11 protein-coding genes and 1 pseudogene are annotated in these 17,033 nt (G+C 68.6%); 7 read left to right on the forward strand and 5 right to left on the reverse strand.

The features are described 5' to 3' along the window. Positions 1–157: 157 nt before the first annotated feature. Positions 158–691 (forward strand): Rid family detoxifying hydrolase, encoded by a 534-nt coding sequence (locus ACZ7L9_RS31130; RefSeq protein ID WP_471420431.1) that lies wholly within the window; start codon positions 158–160, stop codon positions 689–691. Positions 692–695: 4 nt separating this feature from the next. Here the strand turns inward: ACZ7L9_RS31130 and ACZ7L9_RS31135 are convergent, their stop codons facing one another. Both ACZ7L9_RS31135 and ACZ7L9_RS31140 read right to left on the reverse strand, forming a co-directional pair. Then, the gene (locus ACZ7L9_RS31135) at positions 696–1,628 is read right to left on the reverse strand and encodes an RNA polymerase sigma factor (protein WP_471420434.1); all 933 of its coding nucleotides are present in this window, start codon (positions 1,626–1,628) and stop codon (positions 696–698) included. Continuing rightward, positions 1,625–3,175: a sodium:solute symporter family protein gene (locus tag ACZ7L9_RS31140; RefSeq protein WP_471420436.1), complete on the reverse strand. Its 1,551-nt coding sequence runs from the start codon at positions 3,173–3,175 to the stop codon at positions 1,625–1,627. Before ACZ7L9_RS31140 ends, ACZ7L9_RS31135 begins: the two co-directional genes overlap by 4 nt. Before the next feature lie 166 nt (positions 3,176–3,341). Here ACZ7L9_RS31140 and ACZ7L9_RS31145 point away from each other — a divergent pair. From ACZ7L9_RS31145 to ACZ7L9_RS31160, 4 genes and pseudogenes are all read left to right on the forward strand, one after another. Then, positions 3,342–4,544 (forward strand): annotated as a pseudogene (locus tag ACZ7L9_RS31145) (carbon starvation CstA family protein); the annotation flags it as partial. Then, on the forward strand, positions 4,541–4,762 hold the full coding sequence (locus tag ACZ7L9_RS31150) for a YbdD/YjiX family protein (RefSeq protein WP_471420437.1): 222 nt from the start codon (positions 4,541–4,543) through the stop codon (positions 4,760–4,762). The pseudogene ACZ7L9_RS31145 and the gene ACZ7L9_RS31150, both read left to right, overlap by 4 nt. A 404-nt stretch (positions 4,763–5,166) precedes the next feature. Continuing rightward, entirely contained in the window at positions 5,167–7,983 is a 2,817-nt protein-coding gene (locus tag ACZ7L9_RS31155) for a family 20 glycosylhydrolase (protein ID WP_471420439.1), read from the forward strand. Positions 7,984–8,251: 268 nt separating this feature from the next. Then, positions 8,252–8,527, forward strand: a complete 276-nt coding sequence (locus ACZ7L9_RS31160; protein WP_471420441.1) for an Ig-like domain-containing protein — start codon at positions 8,252–8,254, stop codon at positions 8,525–8,527. A gap of 81 nt (positions 8,528–8,608) precedes the next feature. On the opposite strand, the gene ACZ7L9_RS31165 is transcribed toward ACZ7L9_RS31160, so the two are convergent. Then, the gene (locus tag ACZ7L9_RS31165; protein WP_471420443.1) at positions 8,609–11,791 is read right to left on the reverse strand and encodes a GH92 family glycosyl hydrolase; all 3,183 of its coding nucleotides are present in this window, start codon (positions 11,789–11,791) and stop codon (positions 8,609–8,611) included. 209 nt (positions 11,792–12,000) lie between these two features. Between ACZ7L9_RS31165 and ACZ7L9_RS31170 the strand changes: the two genes are divergently transcribed. Continuing rightward, on the forward strand, positions 12,001–14,427 hold the full coding sequence (locus ACZ7L9_RS31170; RefSeq protein ID WP_471420444.1) for a beta-N-acetylglucosaminidase domain-containing protein: 2,427 nt from the start codon (positions 12,001–12,003) through the stop codon (positions 14,425–14,427). A gap of 151 nt (positions 14,428–14,578) precedes the next feature. Here the strand turns inward: ACZ7L9_RS31170 and ACZ7L9_RS31175 are convergent, their stop codons facing one another. Beyond that, a complete protein-coding gene (locus ACZ7L9_RS31175; RefSeq protein WP_471420446.1) occupies positions 14,579–14,914 on the reverse strand; it encodes a hypothetical protein in 336 nt (111 codons plus the stop codon). Between the two features lie 492 nt (positions 14,915–15,406). On the opposite strand from ACZ7L9_RS31175, the gene ACZ7L9_RS31180 reads away from it, so the two are divergent. After that, positions 15,407–15,814, forward strand: coding sequence for an SH3 domain-containing protein (locus ACZ7L9_RS31180; protein WP_471420448.1), 408 nt, complete (start codon positions 15,407–15,409; stop codon positions 15,812–15,814). 209 nt (positions 15,815–16,023) lie between these two features. Here the strand turns inward: ACZ7L9_RS31180 and ACZ7L9_RS31185 are convergent, their stop codons facing one another. Continuing rightward, positions 16,024–16,674: a VOC family protein gene (locus ACZ7L9_RS31185; protein ID WP_471420461.1), complete on the reverse strand. Its 651-nt coding sequence runs from the start codon at positions 16,672–16,674 to the stop codon at positions 16,024–16,026. Between the last annotated feature and the right edge of the window lie 359 nt (positions 16,675–17,033).

Here is a 17,033-nt window from a genome sequence, read left to right on the forward strand (position 1 = left end):
CACGCGCGTACTTGCTTCTGCCCGAGCACGTGCCACGGCGCCCGCGCGGATCCGGCCCGGTCCGGTTCCCCACGCCCCGTAAACCTTCCTGCTCCCTCCCGCAACAAAGCAGCACCACGCCGCGCAGGCGTACGTGTTGACGAGCTGGAGGGCAGCCGTGACGACATCGCACCACTCCGATTCCCACGCCCCACCCCACGCAGGCAGACGACGCAGCCGACTGCGGCGGGCACTGGCCGCTCTGGGTGCGGCCGTTGTGCTGGCCGGCGCAGTCGGCGGGGCCTCAGCCGTAGCCGATCAGAGCGGGCGGCACCGAGCACTCACCACGCCCGACGCTCCCGCCGCCATCGGGCCCTACTCGCAGGGGATCTCCGCCGGGAACCTCACCTTCGTCTCCGGGCAGCTTCCCATCGACCCGAAGACGGGAGCCATCCCCGCCGACGCCTCCATCGAGGAGCAGACGCGGCGGGCGCTGCGCAGTGTCGAGGCCGTGTTGAAGGCCGACGGCATGTCGCTCGGGCATGTCGTCAGCACCACCGTCTATCTGGCCGATCTCGACGATTTCGCTCGTTTCAACGCCGCCTACGCCGAGTTCTTCGGCTCCTCCGCCCCGCCCGCCCGGGCCACCGTCGAGGTCGCCCGCGTTCCGCGTGACGCGAAGGTCGAGATATCCGCGATTGCCGTCCGTTGAGACATCACCGAAGGGAAGAAGACATGGCCGTGTCAGGATTGAACAACCGTAGGGAAGTCGGGGTTTCCCGGCGCGGATTCGTCGGACTGCTGGGCGCCGGTACCGCGTCCGTCGGTATGGGGGCGGTCGGTGCCGTCCCGGCCGCGGCCGCGCCGGCCGGAGGCGCGACGTCGACCGCGCTGCCGCCGACCTCCTCGCCGGCGTACTGGGACGCGGTGCGGCGTCTGTTCCTGCTCGACAAGAAGGTGCTGTTCATGAACGTCGGCACTGTCGGGTCGCCGCCGCGGGAGGTGCTCGCATGCATGCCCCGGAAGATGTGCGATTTCACCGCACCCACACTGATCCCCATCGCTTCTGCTATCTCCCTCTCCTTCAAATCCATCCAGTACCGCAGCACCAGCGCCTCCCGCTGTCGGGTGGGCAATTCCCTCAGCGCGTCGACCACCCTCCGCTGGTCCTCGTGCAGCAGGGCGGTCGATTCGGCGGAGGCGATGTGGGCCAGCTCCACATTCGCATGGCGCCGCGAGACCTGAAGACGCCGTATGCGTATCCGCACGAGATTGCACACCACGGAACGAAGGTACGCGGGCGCCGCCTCCAGTGCACGCAGTCGGTACCAGCGGCTGTGCAGCACACAGAACGCCTCGGCGACGACATCCTCGGCGTCCTGCTCCGCTCCCAACAGAACGGCCAGGCGGACCAGTTGGGCGTGGTGGCCGTCGAACAGGCGGATCATCGCCGTTTCACGTTCCACGTCGCGCAGGTCGATGCCGGGTTCGGGACCGACCGGTAGGGGCTGCGGCACACCGGCGGCATCCGGTCCGTGCGAAAAGGCGGCAGCGCTCTCCTCCGGGCCGCTGTCGATGGTTCCGGCAGTGCTCTCGACAGCCGTCGCAGGACCACCGGTTCGGTGCCAGGGCTTGTCGGTTCTTCTCATGCCGCCCCTCCGCTCTTGCGCGCGTCGCCGGCCGACCTCAGTACTCCCGACAGTCCGCGCGGCACGCCCAGTCGATCCAGCAACGGGCTGGTCAGCCCCACGATCGCGAGATTGACGGCGAGCCCGGCCACGCCCGCGTACACCTGGACGTCCAACTGGCCGAACGACAGCCGCACCAGGGAGGAGAACCCTCCTTGGTTCACCAGCCCGGTGCCGACCACCATGCCCAGCAGCCAGCCGGTGAGCAGCGAGATCCGGTGAGGCGTGCGGTGCCGCAGGCCCAGCACGATCGTCGGCAGGATCTGCAGCACCCACACCGCTCCGAGCAGATGCAGATTGATGGCGGCCTGGTCGTGCAGGCCCAGCGCGAACACGAGTGCCCCGACCTTGACGACCAGCGACATCAGCCGGGCCATCCGGGTCACTTGAGCCGCCGTCGCCGTCGGGTTGACGAATTCCAGGTAGATGTTCCTCGCGAACAGCGTCGCCGCGCCGATCGACATCACTGCCGCCGGTACGAGCGCCGCCACGACGATCGAGCCCAGCAGCAGCCCGGCTGCCCACCCCGGCGCAAGGTCGAGCACGAGCAGGGGGATCGCCAGTTCACTGCGCCCAGGAGGGGGCCGGACTCCCGATGCGAGCGCCGCGACACCGAACAGCGCGAACAGTCCGAGCATCGCCGTCCAGCCGTGCAGAGTGACGGACGACCGGCGCAGCACGCCGCCGTTGCGGGCGGAGAAGGCCACCACCAGGATGTGAGGGAAGGCGAACAGGGCGAGCGCCGAGCCGAGGGCGAGGGAGATGTACGCCGGCGCCAATGAGGGATCCGGCACGAGTGCGGCGGCGCCGTCGGTCGCCGTGAACGCCGCGTCGGCGCGGGCGAAAAGGGTCGCCGGTGACCCGAGGCCGGTAAGGACGAGGGTACCGATGGCCAGCGTCGAGCCGACAACCAGCACCGCCTTGACGACCGATACGAGGGTCGGCGCACGCAGCCCGTACCGATAGGTGGAGACGGCGAGCACCGCGAACACGGCGGTGAGTGCCGCGTCGCCCGCCAGTCCGTCCGGTCGGATGCCCAGCACGCTGAGTACGGCCCTCAGGCCGAGCAGTTGCAGGGCGATGTACGGCATTGTCGCGAAGATTCCGGTGAGCGAGACGGCGAGCGCGAGCAGCGGCGACCCGTATCGCACCCGTACGAAGTCCGCGACGGTGACGTGCCCGTGGGCCCGCGCCGTCGCTGCCAGGCGGGGCAGGAGAACGAAGGCCACCGCGCAGATGATCACCGTGTAGGGAAGGGCGTAGCACCCGATGCCGCCGGATGTGAAGACCGCGCCCGGCACGGCAGTGAAGGTATACGCGGTGTATACGGTGCCGCCGAGCAAACACCAGATGAGACCGCCGCCCTGTCGGCGGTCGGCCAGGGCCCAGTCCTCGAGGTCCGCCCTGACTCCAGTGCGGCCCGAGGCGAAGCGGGCACCCCCCAGCGCGATCGCCGAGGCGACGAGAACCACGGCCGCACAGGTGATCACTGGGATGAGGTTGTTCATGACTCCTCCACGCTCGATACGACACGGTGTCCGGCCGACGGACCGGTGATCTCCGTCCCGGGGCGGCAGCGGGGAACGCGGGAACGCCATCGGAGTGGAAACCCGGCCGTGTCGCGGTAAACCCTCGCGGGCCCACATGCAACTACCGGACGCAGACCCCATGAACGACGCCGTGAGCCCTTTCGCCTCCTCGGGCACCGGGCCGGTGTTCGCCGGGGCGCTGTTCCCGTTCCTGTTCATCACGATTGCCTGCGGTGCCCTGTCCGGTTTCCATGCCCTCGTGTCCTCCGGCACCACCCCCAAGCTGATCCAGAAGGAATCACAGGTCCGGCTGATCGGCTACGGCGCGATGCTCATGGAGTCGTTCGTCGCCGTGATGGCGCTCGTCGCGGCATCCGTACTCGACCCCGGCCTGTACTACGCGATGAATGCCCCAGCCGGTCTGCTGGGCACCACGGTGGAAAGTGCCTCCCAGGCGGTGGCGAACCTCGGCTTTACCATCAGCCCGGACACCCTGGCGGCGGCCGCCCACTCGGTCGACGAACAGAGCTTGATCGCCCGTACCGGCGGTGCGCCGACCCTCGCCCTCGGCATGGCGGAGATCTTCTCCGGAGTGTTCGGTGGGCACGCCATGAAGGCGTTCTGGTACCACTTCGCCATCATGTTCGAGGCGCTGTTCATCCTCACCACAGTGGACGCGGGGACGCGGGTCGGCCGCTTCATGCTCCAGGACATGCTCGGCAACGTCTGGAAGCCGATCGGCCGGGTCACCTGGAAGCCGGGCATCTGGATCACCAGCGCCGTCATCGTCGGCCTGTGGGGTTACTTCCTCTACGTCGGCGCTACGGACCCGCTCGGCGGGATCAACCAGCTCTTCCCGCTGTTCGGCATCGCCAACCAGCTGCTCGCGGCCATCGCGCTGACCGTGGGCACGACCCTGCTCATCAAGGCCGGAAAGCTGCGTTGGGCGTGGGTCACGGGCGTCCCGCTGGTGTGGGACGTGGCCGTCACGTTCACCGCCGGCTGGCAGAAGATCTTCGACAGCAACCCGAAGATCGGCTTCTTCGCTCAACGTGAGCTGTACGCGGACGCGCTCGACGCCGGGAAGATCCTCGCCCCGGCGAAGTCGCTCGACGACATGGAGACCGTGGTGCTCAACTCCACGGTGGACGGCGTCATCATGGTCGTGTTCCTCGTGCTGGTCGCGCTCGTGATCGGCCACGCGGCCGTGATCTGCGTCCGGGCCGTACGGTCCCCGCAGCCGCTGCCGACGGCGGAGACCCCGTACGTGGAGTCCACGATCATCGTCCCTGGGGCCCGCTCCAAGGCGCTGGCCGGCGCGTCCACGGGGCAGGTCGAGCGGGAATGAGAGCGGGAAGCGCAGCGGCAACGCTCCTCGGCCCTGTGAACCGGCTGCTGCGGGTTATCCGCTGGTACCTGAGGGAGATCTCAGGCACGGCGGACTACGAGCGCTACTGCCGACGGAACGAGGAGCGACATCCCGGCGAGCCGGCGCCGACCCGGCGTGCCTACGAACGCCACCGCTCCCGCCACCGCGAGGCGAACCCACAAAGCCGCTGCTGCTGAGGGGGCCTGGGGCACGGGGATGCCAGCGTCGAGGCCGCACGGGCCGTCGCCGTGAGATGGAAGCCGACCGCGCATGACGGCCTTGACGGCGTCGGGGTGGAGTCGGCCCGGTGGCCGGAGCACTCGAAGGCGGTGCCGGGCGAACCCCTAGTTCCTCGGCACGCTTGCGGCTGCCACCGCACACGCTTCCATAGGTCTTCGGATCCTCCTCGGCCAGCCGACGGGTCCTTACGCACGGGGGAGCACAGGTCAGGGAGCGAGTCCTCGCGAAGGGACTAGACCACTTCGCGCCACCGCATTATGGTGCTCAAACCTGAAAGAAAGCCTGGCTCTTCAAGCATGTGTATGCATCATTGATTGCTCCTCAGGGAGTCCCCATGCGGTTGCGAAAGAAGAGAAGTCCCGTGCACCTCCGACCTCGTGGGCCGCGTCTGCTGCTCGCGGCGGTCCTCATGACCATGGGCGGTCTGGCCGGAGCTCCGTCGGCCGCCGCCGGGAACGTCGCGTCCGGCGAGTCGGTGTCCGGTGCGTCCGGCGCACCGGACACCGCTCTCGTGCCGCGTCCGGTCGTTCTCCAACAGGACGCCGGCAAGGCGCCGTTCGTCCTGCGTCCCTCGCTCGCCGTCGTCGCGGAGGGCGCCGCGGCCGCTGTCGGCTCGCAGCTCGCCGGCGAGCTGCGTGACGCGAGCGGGTTCCGGGTGCCGGTGCGGGCGCACGGCGGTGCCAACGCCATTCACGTCATAGTGGACCCGGTGGCGCGGTACACCGTCGACGGCGCCGCGCCCACCGCGGAGTCGTACGTCCTGGACGTCAACAGTGACGGCGTGTCCATCACCGCGCGGACCGCGCACGGCGCGTTCAACGGTGTGCAGAGCCTGCGCCAACTGCTGCCCGTCTGGGCCGAGTCACCGACCCCGGTCGTCACCGACTGGCGTGTGCCCGCCACGCACATCGAGGACGCGCCGCGCTTCTCCTACCGCGGTGTCATGCTCGACGTGGCCCGGTCCTTCCAGGACGTCGACGCCGTCAAGCGCTACATCGACACGCTGTCCCGGATGAAGATGAGCGTGCTGCACATGCACCTCGCCGACGACCAGGGGTGGCGGATCGAGATCACCAACGACGGCAAGGCCGCGGGCGACCCGATCGACTACACCAAGCTGCACCGCGAGTCCGGCGCGACCGCGATGAACCAGCAGGGTCACCGGGGCGAGTTGGGCCGTACCGGCTACTACACGCAGAAGCAGTACCGCGACATCGTCGCCTATGCCAGGGACCGGTTCGTCACCGTCGTGCCCGAGGTCGACACCCCCAGCCACACCAACGCCGCCTTGCACGCGATCCCGCAGCTCAACACCGACCGCTCCCTGCCCGCGCCCGACCCCAGGACCGGTGTCGTGGACTGGAACGGGACCGGGAACGTGGGCTACTCCGCCCTCGACGAGCGGCACGACCTCACCTACACGTTCGTGGAGCACGTCTTCCACCAGCTGGCCGAGATGACCGGCGGCCCGTACGTGCACATGGGCGGCGACGAATCCCACGCTATGGGCCACACCCGCTACGTCGACTTCATCACCCGCGCCGTGCCCCGCATCAAGGCGGCGACGGGAGTCGGGACCATGGGCTGGACGGAATACGCCGAGGCCGGACTGTCGCAGAAGCCCGGCTTCTGGGACGGCTCGGTCGTGCAGTACTGGGTCGGATCCGGTGACTGGGTGCGCGACTTCGTCACCAAGGGCGGCAAGGCCGTGGTATCGGCGGCCGGCGGCTCCTACCTGGACCAGAAGTACACCAAGGACACCCCGATCGGACTGACCTGGGCCTGCGGCGGCACCTGCGACTTCCAGCGCTACTACGACTGGGACCCGACCACCACGGTGTCCGGCGGTATCCCCGAGGCGGGCGTGCTCGGCGTCGAGGGCCCTCTGTGGTCGGAGACCATCCGCGGCGACGACCAGGCGGAGTTCCTGACCCTGCCCCGGGCGGCCGCGATCCTCGAGACCGGCTGGACGCCCAAGGCGCACAAGGACGTCGCTGACTTCGGCTCCCGCCTCGCCCGGCTCGGCACGCGTCTGACCGTGGCGGGCACCAACTTCTACGAGAGCCCGGGAGCGCGGTGGGCCGCCACCGTCGCCGGCACCGACGCGACCGCCACGAGCGGAGTCACCGCCCGGCATGCGCTGGGCCTCGTCGCCGCACCCGGCACCAAGCTCTCCGAGGACGGTACCGCGATCGTCCCGGACACCGTGGCGACCGACGGTGACCCCGCCTCATCCAGCGCGCTCACCAAGCCCCTGACCGCGACCGCGCAGTGCGGCAACCGGGTCCTGCCCGTGACGTTCACCCAGCGTCAGGCACGCGACTCCCTGCACGCCGCGGGTCTGTACACCGCCACCGTGGAGACAGCGTTCACCGAGGACATCACGTGCGTGCTCACCCCGAACACGGGCGACCCGGTGTCCGTGCGCGTCCGGGCCGTGGACGCGAAGGACGCGGGCCGCGAAGCCCCGGCCGCCGGACCGACGGTCGAGGTCCCGCGGAACGTGAAAGCCGGAACCTGGGTCCCGCTGAAGCTCACCGGCTTCGGCCCCGGCTACGTCGACATCCGCATCGACGACAAGACCCTCTACACGGTCCGCGCCGACGCCTCGGGCCGCTTCGATCGCCACGGCGTCGTCCCGGCCGCGACCTACGACGGCACGCACACCCTCAGCGCCGTCCAGGGCGATCGCTCCGCACGCCAGACCGTGTCGGTCGCCTCCGGACTGCGCCCGCTGCCGAACCTGATCGACCAGTCCACGCTCCGTGTGCACGACGTCGACAGCCAGGAGACCGTCGGCGAGGACGGCGCCGCGGCGAACGCCATCGACGGGGACGTCAACACGATCTGGCACACCCAGTGGTACACCGCGTCTCCCGACTTCCCCCACCACATCACGCTGGACCTGGGCAAGCAGTACGACGTCACGGGCCTGCAGTACACGCAGCGGCAGAACGCCCGCAACGGCAGGATCAAGGACTACCGGATCGAGGTGTCCGCCGACGGCACCACGTGGACAGAGGCGGCCACCGGCTCCTTCACCGAGGCGCTCACCTCCCAGAACGCCGAGTTCGGTGCCGTTCGCGGCCGGTACGTACGCCTGACGGGCCTCAACTCCCCGGCGGGCAACGCCTTCGCGGGCGCCGCGGAGATCAACGTGGGCGGCCACCCCGCCTGAGAGCCTGCCGGGTGACCTTCGATCGGAATGTGTGCGTGCCAGGGCTTGGCCGCCCGATCAGAGGTCACCCGACACGCTCTGAGCCCGCGCCGACGGCACGTGAGGTGCGCTGCCGGTGCCGGACGGGTGCGACACCCGGCACCGGCGGCAACCTCGCCCGAGGTGAGGGAACAGGCAAACGGGGCAGCCCGGCCGGCCCTCACGCCCCGGCTCGCAGTCGATCACCTGCAGGGCATCTGGAACATCGTCAACAACCCGCCGTGGTCCAGTGATTACCACCGACATCGACATCCAGTCGTGCTACCGGCTCGCCGACCAGGCCAACCCGGACAGCGACGAGTCGGTCGCGCGAGTCTCCGCCGACGGGCTCGTCACGGCCGTCGGCAGCGGCAATGCCCTGATCCGTGCCCGTGTCACCGCCGACGGGCGGGAGGCCGTCTCCGACCCGGCGATGCCAGGGCGGCGCGCCCGCCACGGGTTCCGATCGGGGCAGGGGGCGTGGAGACCGTGGCCGACCGGCTGTGTAGGACGCAGGACGAGCTGACGCCGGCCGAATGCAGGAAAGAGGGCCTCGCGGCGCACAGGACCAGCGACAGCACACCCGTCAGCGATCGACGTGCCGCGGTCATGACGGGATCACCTCCACCTCGGCCAAGGACAACGGAGCCGTGGTCGCGAGCTGGATTCGCACGTAGCGCCCGGTGGTGTTCACCGGGACGACCGTCGGGGTGCCGGCGGTGTCGGTGCGATGCACGGTGGTCACGCCGGGCTGGGCCAGCGTCGTCGCGAGGGACTGGCTGGTGAACGGGGTGTCGGAGACGAGGACGTAGTAGTCGGTCAGCCGCTCCGAGCAGCAGTCGCTGCGGTTCCACACGGCCACGTCGGAGATGCCCTTCGAAGCTCCGAGGTCCACCTGCCACCAGGGCTCGGCGGAGCCGTCCTCGGTGGTGTGGGTGACCGACCCGACGGTGAAGTTGCCGTCGGTGTTGCCGTCGACCGCCCGCCCCGCCACACCGCCCCACGCGGTGCTCTTCTGTGTCGCCGGCCTGCCGTAGGACAGCGACGTCACGTTGAGCGCGATCGTCGTGCTGCCCAGGGACCTGCCGGTCGACCTGTCCGTCATCCGGACCTCGACCGTGTGCACACCGGGCTTCGCCGAGCCGTCCGCCGTGACCGTCACGGGAGTGGTGACCCGTCCTCCGGCATCGACCACCAGGCCGCCGGAAGCCGGTGACACCGTGAGACCGGCGGAGGAGACGGTGCTGAACGCGACGTCGGACGCGGATCCGGAGAGATCCACGGCTCCCACGGTCGCCGTGACGCTCCTGCCCGGTTCCAGCAGGGCCGGACTGGTGTCGGACACCGACGCGAACGGCCGGACACCCAGGTCCGTCGTGCCGTGCCGCGGCGGCTGGTTGGCGCTGCCCCGGCCCCAGGTGGTGCTCGCCGGGTCGGAGGTGAGGCCGAACTCGATCGTGCCCGAACGCAGCAGATCGGCATGCGTGATCCACGACTTCGGCCACGCGGCACCGCCGACGTTCACCGACGACACGTACTGCAGCTTCGACCGGTCCGCACCGGGTGCGGTGATGTCGACGGCGCGGCCGCCCTCCGGCTGGATGCGGACCCGGTCGAACATCGGCGCCGACAGGACGTACTCGGCCGAGCCGGGCATCACCTCGTACATGCCGATCATGGACCAGACGAGCCAGGACGAGATCGTGCCGAGGTCGTCGTTGCCGGGCATCCCCTGGGCGTCGTCGGTGAACAGCGGCTGCGCCGCGCGCAGCACCGCGGAGGTCTTCCACGGCTGGTCGGTCCACGCGTACATCCAAGGAGCGTGCAGGTCGGGCTCGTTGTTCGGGTTGAACGCGAAGTTGTTGTGGTAGTCGTACGCGCCGACCACCCACGACTTCTTCGCAACACCCGTATGGTCACGCAGCAGTTCCGGCATGTCGAAGAAGGTGTCGAGGCGCTTCTCCGCCTTGGCCCTGCCGCCCATCAGCGCGAACAGGCCGGGCACGTCCTGCTGCGCGAGCCACTGGTACTGCCACGGCGTGCCCTCGTGGAAACCGGTGCTCCGCGTCGGGTCCGCGCTGCCCACCCAGGTACCCTCCGGTGTCCGGGAGCGAGGGAAGCCGTCGAACCCCTTCGAGCCCACGCCGAAGTCCCACTCGTTGGCGAAGTTCCCGCACCGCTCGCGCAGCGCGGCCGCCTTCGCCGACTCACCGAGACCGCGGGCCATGTCGGCCAGACCGCAGTCGGCCAGCGCGTACTCCAGCGTCGCCGAACCGGCCTGCCGGGAGTCGCCCCAGTCGTAGCCGCCCTTGTCCTGGTAGCCGATCCATCCGTTGCGCACATACGTCGGGTTGCCGTCCCGTCCACGGAACACCGACTGATCGGCCGGAACCTCGGTGACGTTCTTCCACAGCGCCTCGAAAAGGGTCCGCGCCGTGGGCTTGTCGAGCAGCCCGCGCGCGTACAGGGAGGTGATGAACGGCGTCGGACCCTCCCCGCTCATCACGTTGGTCTCGCTCGGCCCCAGCGCCCAGCGCGGAAGCCAGCCGCCGTCCTGGTAGACGCGCAGCAGGGACTTGGCCATGTCGGTGGCGCGGTGGGGTTCGAGCAGCGCGACCAGTTGGTTCTGCGCCCGGTAGGTGTCCCAGAGCGAGAACATCTGGTAGTACGGCCGGTCACTGCGGTGGATCTGCTGGTCGAAGCCCGTGTACCGGCCGTCGACGTCGGAGCCGACCGACGGGTGCAGCGTCGCGCGGTAGAGGGAGGAGTAGAAGGTGCGCAGGTCGGCGTCGCTGCCGCCGGCCACCCGCAGCCGCTGCAACTGGCGCACCCAGGTCCGGTGCGCGGCGGCCCGGACGGAGTCGAACGTCTGGTCCCCGCTCTCCGCGCGGCGGTTGAGCCGTGCGCCGTCGACGGAGGTGTACGAGACACCGACGGTCGCGCCGACCCGGCCGCCGCCGCTGAACCCGACCATCGCGCCCCCGTCGGCCCGGGAACCGTTCGACGACGTACCGCTGATGTCGGCCGACCTGCGGCCCGTGGCGACGTCCCCGCCGTCCGCCCAGGTGCCGAACTTGTCGAAGCCGCGGTCGAACTTGGCGCTGAAGTAGACCCTGTACCGTTCCTTGCCCGTCTCCCAGCAGAAGTTGCCGCCGGTGATCCAGCCCTCGACGGTGTCGTCGCCCACGACGTCCACATGGCCGGCGTACGTATAGCCGTTGCTGGAGCCGACGTTCAGCACCACAGTGCGCTGCGACGCGTCCGTCGGGAAAGCGTAACGGTGCCAGCCGGTCCGCTCGGTCGCCGAGAGCTCCGCCGTCACCCCCGATCGCAGGCCGACCTTGTAGTACCCGGGTTCGGAGTGCTCGTCGGCGTGCCGGAATCCGGACGCCTGCTGACTCGGCTTCGTCCCAGGGAAGTCACCGGGCACCGGCATCAGGCGGAAATTGCCCGCCGTCTGGCAGCCGACACCGGACAGATGGGTCTGGCTGAACCCCAGGATCTCCGAGTCCGCGTAGTCGTACGAGGCATAGGAGTTGAGCCGGGTGTCGGGGCTGTTCTGCACCATCCCGAAGGGGAGTGCCGCGCCCGGGAACGTCGTCCCCGAACCGTTGTTGCCGATCGACGTGTTCACGTACGCCGTCGGATCATCGGGGAACTGTGGTCCTCCCCTTGCGGACGCTTCCGCGGGCATCGCCGACACACCGGTGATTATGAGGGCCGCGGCTGCGACCGTGGAAAGGGCGCGAACCAGACGGATTGGTCTTGGTATGTGCATGGCACTCCTCATAGTCCGACGGGTGACGTGGGTGACATCGTTGTCAGGAATGGGAGTGGTCGTCAAGAGTGCACGTTGGGGCGGCTGTTCGGGGTGAAGGAAGGCAGCCGACGGGTCGAATGTCTTGACAGTGAACCGAGTGATACCAGTAACCTCTTAAGGTTGAAAGTGGTCTAGACCACATGGAGGGTCTGATGAGAAGGCGTAGAACAGCCTTTGGCTTGATCGCGATAGCCGGCTGTGTGACGCTCGGGGCGCTCACCCCTGGAGCCGGAGCACAGGCCGCGGAAACCACGGGAGCACGCGCGGCCCCGGTGGGCCCCCGCCCCCTGCCGACCGTCTCCCCGACACCGCAGTCCATCTCCCCCTCGGGCAACGACGCGGCCGTCACCGGTCGGGTACTCCTCGTTGCGGACGCGCACACGGACGCCGCCGCCCGTGACCGCCTCGTCCGCGAGCTGAGGAAACATGGCGCCGCGCGTGTTGACAACGTTTCCCCCGACAGCGTCCCGCCGGCGTCCGACGGACTGCTTACCGTCAGGCTGGGGTCCGCCGACCGACCGGACATCGCCAAGGCGCTCGGTGACACCGTTGTGCCCGGCCACGCCGAGGGCTACACCCTGCGGGTCACGGGCCGGCAGTCCCATCCCGAGATCGCCCTCGGGGGCACGGACGCCACGGGCCAGTTCTACGCCGTGCAGACGCTGCGCCAGCTCTTCCAGCGCGCGGGCGACGACTGGAAGGTGGCGGGCGCTCAGGTCAGCGACTACCCGTCGATGCCGCTGCGCGGCACCATCGAGGGCTTCTACGGCCCCCCGTGGACCGCACAAGAGCGCCTGGACCACATGGACTTCCTCGGCGAGATGAAGTCCAACACTTACGTCTACGCGCCGAAGGACGATCCATACCACCGGGACAAGTGGCGCGAGCCCTACCCGCAGGCCAAGCTCGCCGAACTTGGCGAACTGATCGACCGCGCCCGGGCCGACCACGTCCGCTTCACCTTCGCCGTCTCGCCCGGCGCCTCCATCTGCTACTCCGACTCCGCCGACACCAAGGCGCTGACCGACAAGATGCAGGCGATGTACGACGCAGGCGTACGGTCGTTCTCCATCCCTCTGGACGACATCAGCTACACCCGCTGGAACTGCGACGCGGACGCGCGGAAGTTCGGCCCGCCGGGCCGCGGTGCTGCGGCCCGCGCCCAGGTGAGCCTGCTGAACACAGTGCAGCGCGACTTCATCGGCGAGCGGCCCGGGGCCAACCCGCTCCAGATGGTGCCCACGGAATACGGCGACCTGACCGACACCGAGTACAAGCAGGCGCTCCGTGCCACGCTCGACCCCGGGGTCCAGGTGATGTGGACCGGGACGGACGTGGTGCCGCGGGAGATCACCAACGCCGAGGCGTCCAAGGCCGCCGAACTCTTCGGCCGTAAGGTCTTCGTGTGGGACAACTACCCGGTGAACGACTTCGGCCGGACCGCCGGGCGACTGCTGCTGGCGCCGTATGACAAGCGTGAGCCGGGACTGTCCGACCACCTCAGCGGCATCGTCTCCAACCCGATGAACCAGGAGGCAGCCAGTAAGCTCGCGGTCTTCACGATGTCGGACTTCTCGTGGAACGACCGGGGTTACGACCGCGACCGCTCCGGGCGTCAGGCCGCCCTCCACCTTGCCGCGGGTGACCCGCGTACGGCCGACGCGGTGCAGGTGTTCGTCGACCTCAACCACGCGGCCCCGACCTTCGGCTCCGAACTGTGGCAGCCCCAGGCCCCGGTGTTCAGCGCCGAGCTGGAGCGGTTCTGGAAGGCGTACGGAACCGATGAGCGATCCGCGATCAACGGCTTCCGCCCGTCCGTCCGCGCGGTCACGCGGGCACCGGCCGTCATCCGCGAGGGCGTCCCCGACAAGCTGTTCCTCTCCGACGCCTCCCGCTGGCTGGACGCCACGGAACTGTGGGGCCGGGCAATGGAGCACGGCCTGAACGCGCTCGCCGCGATCGACGCCGGCAACACGACCGAGGCGGCCAGGGAACGCAAGGCCATGGACTCCCTCGCCGCCGAGGTGTCGCAGATCATGGTCGACCCGGCCGAGCACCACCAGCACGGCCCGGTGAAGATCGGCGATCCGTTCGTCGAGGACTTCGTCACGCGCGTGGAGCACCTCCACGACGAGTCGATGGGCCTGCCGCCCCTGCGCGAACTCGCCCTGGGCAAGAAGGCGACCCAGAGCTCCGACTACGACTGGGGCGGCACCTTCCCGTTCAGTGCTGACAAGGCCGTCGATGGCGACCGCTTCAACTTCTCCACCACCAGTGGCCGGGAAGCACAGCCGTGGTGGCAAGTGGACCTCGGCACCAGCGCCGACCTCGAGAAGATCAAGATCTACAACCGGACGGACTGCTGCGCCGACAGGACGAAGGACTACTACGTCCTGGTCTCCGACCAGCCCTTCTCCGGCACACTCGCGGACCAGCTCGGCAAGCAGGACGTCTGGAGCCGGCACGAGACCGCCCAGGCCGGCAGCCCAACCACCATCGACGCCAAGGCCCGGGGGCGTTATGTACGGGTGTGGCTCGCCGGCAAGAACCCTGTGGAACTCAACATGGCCGAGGTCGAGGTCCTCGGCCGCGTGAAACAGGGCTGACCAGGGCTGACACCGCCCGCCACCCACCGCCCGGCCCGCACGCGGCCGCCCTGATGAGGGCGGCCGCGTGCCGGGCTGTTGTGTCCAGGTGTCGGGATGGGTTGGGTGTGGGTTGTTGGGGGTATTGGGGCCGGGTGCGTCGGTGTTGTGGTCATGGGTGGTGTAGGTGGTCCGGTTCGGAGTTGGCTGTGGTGAGTGCTGTGTGGAGTTGCTCGAGTGTGGGCAGGCCGCGGAGCCCGTCGCTGGTCTGGTAGACCCGGCAGGTCAGGCCGGCGGGGTGTTCGGGTTCGGTGAACGCGTCGCGGCCGTTGAGGAGGAAGGTCGGGGAGTCGGTGAAGCCGGTGTGCTCGGCTTCGGCCTGGTCGTGGATGACTCGGGTGGTGAAGGTGGTGTTGTTCAGTCCGAGGTCGTCGAGTGCCTGTTGCAGTTGCTTGGCGGCGGGTGTCTTGTTCGGGCAGTCCGGTACGACGAGGATCTCGGTGTTCATGTTTCCAGGTTTGCAGATGGTCCGGTGCGACTTGTAGGGCCCGGGGCTCGGTGTCATGGAAGCCGGCGATGTGGTTGGACGGTATGAGCCCTGATGACGCGGACGGTGACCGTTTGAGGCGGTCTTGAGTGGCGGACACGGTGAGGGGCGGGAGGGCGGGTTCGAAGAGGCGGCTGGTCATCTTGAGTGGGAAGGGCTGTCCCTGGGGTCGACGTTCCGGCGGGCGAGGGTAGTCCCTTTCACCAGCAGGCAGCGGTGCGGCGCGTCAGTCTTGGCGGCCGGCGCGGCGCGGAAGCCGGTATGGCTTGGTCCGGCGGGGTAGCCGGTAGGGCTCGGAGCCCGACGGTGGTCCCTGGGGTCGCTGGCCCGCTTGCCTGATTGCAGTCGTCATTCCGGGGGATCAATACGGGGTCGCAGCGCTGGGTGCGGGGCGTGTGGCCTGATGAGTGATCGGATGTGATCAGGGTCAGGAATGGAACGAGAGGAATGGTCATGTCGAAGGTGTTGGAGAGGCGTGCTCGGCGGATTGCCGCGGTCTCGGGTGCTGCGGCAGTCATGGTGCTCGGTGCTCCGCTGCTTGCCGCTGCGGCTCCCGCTCAGGCTTCCTTTCCCGTGGAGCCTTACGCCACGGTGATCAGTCAGAGCGGGGTGAACGAGCGGCAGTACCCCAGTACCGACTCGTCGGTGCTGGGTATCGTTGAGTATGCCGATCAGGTGGGTCTGCGGTGCAAGGTCCGTGCGCAGAACGTCGCCGGTAACGACGTCTGGTACCTGCTGCGTGACGAGGGGGCGTGGATCTCGGCCAGGTACGTGGTCCAGACCGGGACCGTCCCGTACTGCAAGGATGTCCAGCTGAACGCGCTCACTCACAGTTCTCAGTCCGGCGACGCCATGGGCTGAGCGCACCTGTCTTTCATAACGGCGTTCGAGCCGTGGCGGATCGTGGTCCTGGCGGTGTCTCGCCCGAAACCACGGTCCGTCATGGTGCTGTCCGGTACGGATCCGACGCTTGGGGCCGGGCGATAACGTTTTCAGCAGTGCGTGTGAGTTCAACGGCCTCGGCTGGTCCCTTTGTGCGGAGGGTCGTCGCGCGCCCGGGCCTGGTCGCTTTATCGGGGAGGCAGGACACAGAATTCGTTGCCGTCGGGGTCGGCCATCATCACCGAGCTGACTTCGTCGTGGCCGATGCCGATTCGTGTCGCTCCCAGGGAGACGAGACGGTCGATTTCCGCTTGCTGATCATCGTCGGCGGGTGGAGCGATGTCGAAGTGCAGCCGGCTCTTCCCTGTCTTCGGTGTCAGTGGCGGACCGCCCCATGTGATCTTCGGACCGCCATAGGGTGAGCGGATCGCCGTCTCCTGGTCCTGGTCCCAGACCAATGGCCAGTCCAGTGCTTCGCTCCAGAAGTACCCGACCTCCTGTGAACCGTCGCACGCAAGCGCTCCGATGAATCCGCAGTCGGCAAGGAAGTTGTTGCCCGGTTCGATGACGCAGAACTCATTGCCCTCTGGGTCGGCGAGTACCACGTGGCCCTCTTGGGGGCGTTGACCGATGTCGATGTGCCGGGCGCCGAGTCCGAGCGATGTCGTTACCGTCATGTGCTGGTCATCGAGGGACGTGCTCGTCAGGTCGAAGTGCATCAAGTTCTGGCCGGTCTTCGGTTTTTGGGTCGGGAGAAACCGGATCCGGAACCCGGTGTCATCGCTTGGCAGGAGGGCGATGCCGTCAGGGGAGTCGTCGGCCGTGTAGGAGGCGTGCAGCCGCCGGTCGAAGTCCTTCTGTCATTGCGTGGTGTCACCAAGGATGCTGAATTCTGTCATCTGATCACACTAGCCGCGTTGTCATGGACCTGAGCGGGTGATTTCGGTGTCGACGTTTCCGGGGCTCGCGACGACGACGCATGAGTGACGTCCCGAACGTGTCGTGACCGTCGTCTTCTTGACCGGGGCCTTCCTGCCGGCCCGTGTCCCGAGGGGGACTGGCAGGCGTCACGGCCGCGGAGCGGTGACGGCTTCGCGGACCTCTTCGACTGCCTTGCGGCAGGCCCCGGTTCGGGCTGTGTTGCGCATCACATCGACCTCGTGTCACGGGCGGGCGGTCCGCTTCCATCTGGTGGTCG

This window comes from Streptomyces sp. NPDC111516 (genome assembly GCF_055635345.1).

Excerpts from the sequence above, each read along its gene's own strand:
- ACZ7L9_RS31165 (WP_471420443.1), bottom strand. The coding sequence starts at position 11,791 with ATGAGGAGTGCCATGCACATACCAAGACCAATCCGTCTGGTTCGCGCC.
- ACZ7L9_RS31180 (WP_471420448.1), top strand. The coding sequence starts at position 15,407 with ATGTCGAAGGTGTTGGAGAGGCGTGCTCGGCGGATTGCCGCGGTCTCG.
- ACZ7L9_RS31175 (WP_471420446.1), bottom strand. The coding sequence starts at position 14,914 with ATGAACACCGAGATCCTCGTCGTACCGGACTGCCCGAACAAGACACCC.
- ACZ7L9_RS31150 (WP_471420437.1), top strand. The coding sequence starts at position 4,541 with ATGAGAGCGGGAAGCGCAGCGGCAACGCTCCTCGGCCCTGTGAACCGG.
- ACZ7L9_RS31140 (WP_471420436.1), bottom strand. The coding sequence starts at position 3,175 with ATGAACAACCTCATCCCAGTGATCACCTGTGCGGCCGTGGTTCTCGTC.
- ACZ7L9_RS31135 (WP_471420434.1), bottom strand. The coding sequence starts at position 1,628 with ATGAGAAGAACCGACAAGCCCTGGCACCGAACCGGTGGTCCTGCGACG.